The following is a 5,187-nucleotide window of genomic DNA, read 5'->3' as shown; positions in this document are numbered from 1 at the left end:
TCACTTCGTTCGCAATGACGACGTTCTTTCACGTTAATGGTTAATGGCCCAGATTTGTCAAGGAGACTGTCATGAAATTCAAACTCAACGCTATTGCCTCGGCTTGCCTGCTGGGCACGCTGCTGGGCTGCGCCCCGCTCACGCCGCTGGCGCCGCTGGCAGATGCTTCTGCTGTGCCAACGCGCAGCCAGACCGGCACCGTGCCGGTCAAGGTGGCACCTGCGAATGCCGTCACCCCAGAAACGCCCTCGGCGCAAGCGCTTTACTCGCTGGGGCTCATCGCGCATGGCGCCGGGCAGCTCGCACTGGCCGGTCAGCACTATGCGCAAGCCCTGAAGATGGTGCCTGATCATCTCGGCGCGCTCAATGGGCTGGCCGTCATTTATGCCCAGACCGACCGCACCTTTGATGCGCTCAAGCTCTTTGCTTACGCCATCGAGCTGGCACCCGCCAGCGCACACATCCGCAACAACGCCGGTTACGCGCTGTTGCGCGAAGGTCGGCTCGACGAGGCGGAAAGCGCCTTGAACAAGGCACGCGAGCTGGACCCCAACAACGCGCAAACGCAGCAGAACCTGGCGCTACTGGCCAGTGCCAGGGCAAAACATAAAGCCACCGAACTGGCCGGGCAGCCAGCAGCGGGCGACAAGGACGGGCCGCGCCTGGTGGTGGTGGCGCCCAATGTGTTTGAGTTGCAGGCCCCAACAAATGCACCAGCCGAAGCAGGCGGGCCAGCCCGGGAAACGAGCGCACCTGTGGGCAAAGACCTGTCGCCGGGGTCAGCCATATCAGTCATGCCTGCGATGTCTGCCGCGTCCGATCTGCGCGGCGTGCGGCTGGAAGTATCCAACGGTGTCGGCATCACCAGGCTGGCGCGGCGCACCGCAGACCGGCTGGCGACCGAAGGCGTCAAGACCGCCCGGCTGACCAACGCCAAGCCCTATCGGCAGGCCAAAACCGAAATCCAGTATCCGCCAGACCAGGCACAGGCAGCACGGGCGCTGCAATCGCGCCTGCCGGTGGCAACACAAATCGTGCTCGCAAAACAATTGAATGCCCGCGTCAATATGCGCCTGGTGCTTGGCCATGACATGGCCGGAAAAGCCATTACCGCATGGCTTGAAGCGGCAGAAAAGCTGCAACTGGCCACCAGCCAGCAGCCGGGTGGCTGGCGCTGGAGCTGAACCCGCGTCAGTGCGCCTCTGACTTGGCTTCTTCGAGCAACCAGTTGCGAAAGGCCTGCACCGCAGGCCGCTCGGCAATCGCTTCTGGAACGACCAGGTAGTAAGCGAATTTTTGCCCGACGGCTATGTCGAACGGCGCCACCAGGCGGCCTTGCCCGATGGCCGTGGCCACCAAAGGTTTGGAGGCCAGCGCCACGCCCAGACCGTCCAGCGCGGCCACATACACCAGGCCGGAATCGCTGAAGTGGGGGCCGGCGCTGCTGTCCACCCCGGTTATGCCGGCCAGCCTGAACCATTCATCCCAAGCCGGACCCGGGCGACCACTGGCGAGGCCCTGATCGTGCAGCAGCACCTGATGCCGCATGTCGGCGGGCACCCGCAGCGGCGGGTCGGCTTGAAGCAGCTTCGGGCTGCAAACGGCAATGTAGTCGGAGCCGAACATGCGGTCCACCCGGAACCCCGGGTACACCCCGGCGCCAAAGCGAATCACCACCACCGAGTCTTCCTGGCGCAGGTCAGCCAGGTCAAATGAGGCCAGGCTCGCCACCTGGTCCGTGTCGATGGTCTTGAGCGAGCGGAACACATGCAGGCTCAGCGACGGCTCGGACAGGGCAAAGCGGCGCAACCGCGGCACCAGCCAGCGGGTGGCAAAAGACGGCGGCAGCACCACGATCAGGCGGCCGCTGGACACCCGTTCGTGGGCACTGGTCACGGCGGCAACAAAGCATTGCAGCCCTTCACGCACCTTGGGCAGCATGGCCTCGCCCTGCGGCGTGAGCTCCAGCGCGCGCGTGAGCCGGTGGAACAACTGCAGGTCAAGCTGGTCTTCGAGCAGCTTGATCTGGTGGCTGATGGCAGTTGGCGTGACCGACAGCTCCTGCGCCGCCTTCTTGAAGCTCAGGTGGCGCGCCGCCGCCTCGAAGGCACGCAAGGCATTGAGGGGCGGCAAGCGGTACGGCATGGATGAATTTAAGTGATGCGTCGGCTGAGAATTGATCGTTTGTTGCAATGCAACATTGGCGATATCGTAGCACCGTGTCCTCAAGAGGGACACATTTAATCAAGCAAAGGATCCAACATCATGGAATATCAATATTCAGACATCGAAGCCCATATTCGCCGTGCACAAGAATTGCGTTCCCAGGCCCTGAGTGAATTTCTTTCGAATGGCTGGACTACCTGCACGACCTGGCTCAAGCGTCATGCCCAGCGCCAGCTGCACAAGAATATCGTGGCAGCCAGGTCAACGGCTGCGGCCATTTATTGATGTCGCGCCACAGTTTCAGAGTCATCATGAAAACATTTTTTAGCCTGATTAATTTTGTGGTCGGCATGCTGGCGCTGCTGATCGGGTTTGGCAACCTGCTGTTTCTGGCCCACAACCCGACCAGCGCCGTAGCAGGGGGCGTGGCCATCACCATCGGTCTGGCCTTTCTGTGGCTCGCCACAGAGGCCATGTTCAGCAGACCCAAGCAACGCTGATGAAACCCCGGAGCCATGAGCGCCACAACAAAAGTCCGCTACGGCGGACTTTTTCGTTTCAAACCGACCAGCAATCACGGCATCGATGGTGTTTTCACGACAGAGGATTGACGCAGGCAAATTGATGACGCTCAATTCTGACGACGGCTTTGGTACTACTTTCAGGCGAGTCGTGTAAGGAAACTTTGAATCGAACGACTATGGTGGCGTCATCTGGTGCAATCTCAGCGCTTTGCTGGTCACCTTCACTTGGATTTTTCATGAAAAAAAAAGTAGCTGTTCTTTTGTTAGTCGTTGCGCTGGTGCTGGCGTTCTTTGCTTTCGACCTCAACCAGGTATTGACGCTTGACGGCCTCAAGGCCGGTCTGGCGCAAATCAAGACCCTGCGCACCGAGTCGCCGGTGGGCGTGGTGCTTGTGTACTTTGTCGGCTATGTGCTGGTGACCGCGCTCTCCCTGCCCGGCGCGGTGATCATGACGCTGGCTGGCGGCGCGCTGTTTGGCCTGCTCGGCGGCACGCTGATTGTGTCGTTTGCATCGAGCATCGGCGCCACGCTGGCGTTTCTGGCCTCGCGCTTTTTGTTTCGCGATCTGGTTCAGGCGCGGTTTGGCAATCGCCTGAAAGCCATCAACGACGGCATGGCCAAAGATGGGCCGATGTACCTGTTCACGCTGCGTCTGGTGCCGCTGTTTCCGTTTTTTCTGGTCAACCTGCTGATGGGGCTCACACCCATTCGCACGCTCAGCTACTACTGGGTCAGCCAGCTCGGCATGCTGGCCGGCACACTGGTGTACGTGAACGCCGGCACCCAACTGGCCCAAATCACCAGTTTGTCGGGCATTTTGTCGCCGGGTTTGCTGTTCTCTTTTGCGCTGCTGGGCATCTTTCCGATGCTGGCTAAACGTTTGGCCAGCTTTGTGCAGAGCCGACGTGTCTATGCCAAATGGCAACGCCCCAAAACCTTTGACCGCAATCTGGTGGTGATTGGCGGCGGTGCGGCCGGTTTGGTCACATCCTACATTGCGGCGGCCGTGAAAGCCAAGGTGACGCTGGTTGAAGCGCACAAGATGGGCGGCGACTGCCTGAATTACGGCTGCGTGCCGAGCAAGGCGCTGATCAAGTCGTCGCGCATTGCCGATCAGATGCGCCATGCAGAGCATTATGGTTTGAGCGCGGTTGACCCCAAATTCAGCTTTAAACAAGTGATGGCGCGGGTGCATGAGGTGATTGCCGCCGTGGCACCGCATGACAGCGTGGCGCGCTACACCGAGCTGGGCGTGGAAGTGCTGGAAGGCTACGCGACCATCGTGGACCCCTGGACAGTGGAGATCAAGCTCAACAATGGCGACACCCAGCGCCTGACCACCCGCAGCATCGTGATTGCCGCAGGGGGGCGCCCGTTTGTGCCGCCGCTGCCAGGTCTGGATGACGTGGGCTACGTGACCAGCGACACGCTGTGGGACGAATTTGCCAAGCTCGATGCGCCCCCGGCACGACTGGTAGTGTTGGGCGGCGGCCCGATTGGCTGCGAGCTGGCACAGAGTTTTGCCCGGCTGGGCTCCAAAGTTGTGCAGGTGGAGCGTGGCACACGCATCATGAGTCGCGAAGACCCTGAGGTGTCGCAGTTGGCGCGCGATGCCTTTGTGCAAGATGGTATCGACGTGCTGACCAGTCACAACGCCTTGCGCTGCGAGCGTGACGGCGAGCGCAAGTTCATCGTGGTCGAGCATCAGGGCGTAGAAAAACGCATCGAGTTCGACGCGTTGCTGTGCGCGGTGGGCCGCGTGGCGCGCTTGCAGGGCTACGGGCTGGAAGCGCTGGGCATTCCAACCCAACGCACGGTGGCGGTGAACGACTACCTGGAAACGCTGTACCCCAACATTTATGCCGCCGGCGACGTGGCCGGGCCTTATCAATTTACCCATACCGCCGGCCACATGGCCTGGTACGCGGCGGTGAACGCGCTATTTGGCGACTTCAAGCGCTTCAAGGTCGATTATTCGGTGGTGCCGTGGGCCACCTTTATCGAGCCCGAGGTGGCGCGCGTGGGCCTGAATGAGCAGGATGCCAAGGAAAAGAACATTCCCTACGAAGTCACCCAATACGGCATCGACGACCTTGACCGCGCCATTGCCGACGGCACCGCGCACGGTTTTGTCAAGGTGCTGACGGTGCCGGGCAAGGACCGCATTCTGGGCGTGACCATCGTCGGCGAGCACGCAGGCGATTTGCTCGCCGAATTCGTGCTGGCCATGAAGCATGGGCTGGGCCTGAACAAGATTCTGGGCACCATCCACACCTACCCGACGCTGGCCGAGGCCAACAAATACGCCGCCGGTGAGTGGAAGCGCGCCCACGCACCGCAAAAGGTGCTGGCCTGGCTGGCGCGCTTTCATGCGTGGAAGCGAGGTTAAAAAAACCGTCAAAAGAGACGTCGTCACTGCGAGCCAGCCGTATCTGGCCCGCTACCGCACACGGACCTTGAACAGAGACTTCGTCATCGCGAGCGAAGCGTGGCGAT

General features: G+C 61.0%; 5 protein-coding genes. 4 read left to right on the top strand and 1 reads right to left on the bottom strand.

The window, feature by feature from the left end:
- Nucleotides 1-71: 71 nt before the first annotated feature.
- Complete coding sequence (locus IBX54_RS12345; protein ID WP_296542954.1) at nt 72-1,184, top strand: LytR C-terminal domain-containing protein; 1,113 nt, start codon at nt 72-74, stop codon at nt 1,182-1,184.
- A gap of 7 nt (nt 1,185-1,191) precedes the next feature.
- Here the strand turns inward: IBX54_RS12345 and gcvA are convergent, their stop codons facing one another.
- Complete coding sequence (gcvA, locus tag IBX54_RS12340) at nt 1,192-2,145, bottom strand: transcriptional regulator GcvA (protein ID WP_296542953.1); 954 nt, start codon at nt 2,143-2,145, stop codon at nt 1,192-1,194.
- Nucleotides 2,146-2,265: 120 nt separating this feature from the next.
- Between gcvA and IBX54_RS12335 the strand changes: the two genes are divergently transcribed.
- From IBX54_RS12335 to IBX54_RS12325, 3 genes are all read left to right on the top strand, one after another.
- Nucleotides 2,266-2,451, top strand: coding sequence for a hypothetical protein (locus IBX54_RS12335; protein ID WP_296542952.1), 186 nt, complete (start codon nt 2,266-2,268; stop codon nt 2,449-2,451).
- Nucleotides 2,452-2,477: 26 nt separating this feature from the next.
- Nucleotides 2,478-2,666, top strand: a complete 189-nt coding sequence (locus tag IBX54_RS12330) for a hypothetical protein (RefSeq protein WP_296542951.1) — start codon at nt 2,478-2,480, stop codon at nt 2,664-2,666.
- Between the two features lie 260 nt (nt 2,667-2,926).
- Entirely contained in the window at nt 2,927-5,080 is a 2,154-nt protein-coding gene (locus tag IBX54_RS12325; RefSeq protein WP_296542950.1) for an FAD-dependent oxidoreductase, read from the top strand.
- Nucleotides 5,081-5,187 lie beyond the last annotated feature (107 nt).

Source organism: Rhodoferax sp. (assembly GCF_014859475.1).
Classification (GTDB): Bacteria; Pseudomonadota; Gammaproteobacteria; order Burkholderiales; family Burkholderiaceae_C; genus Rhodoferax.
This window is presented reverse-complemented; position numbering and strand designations above follow the sequence as displayed.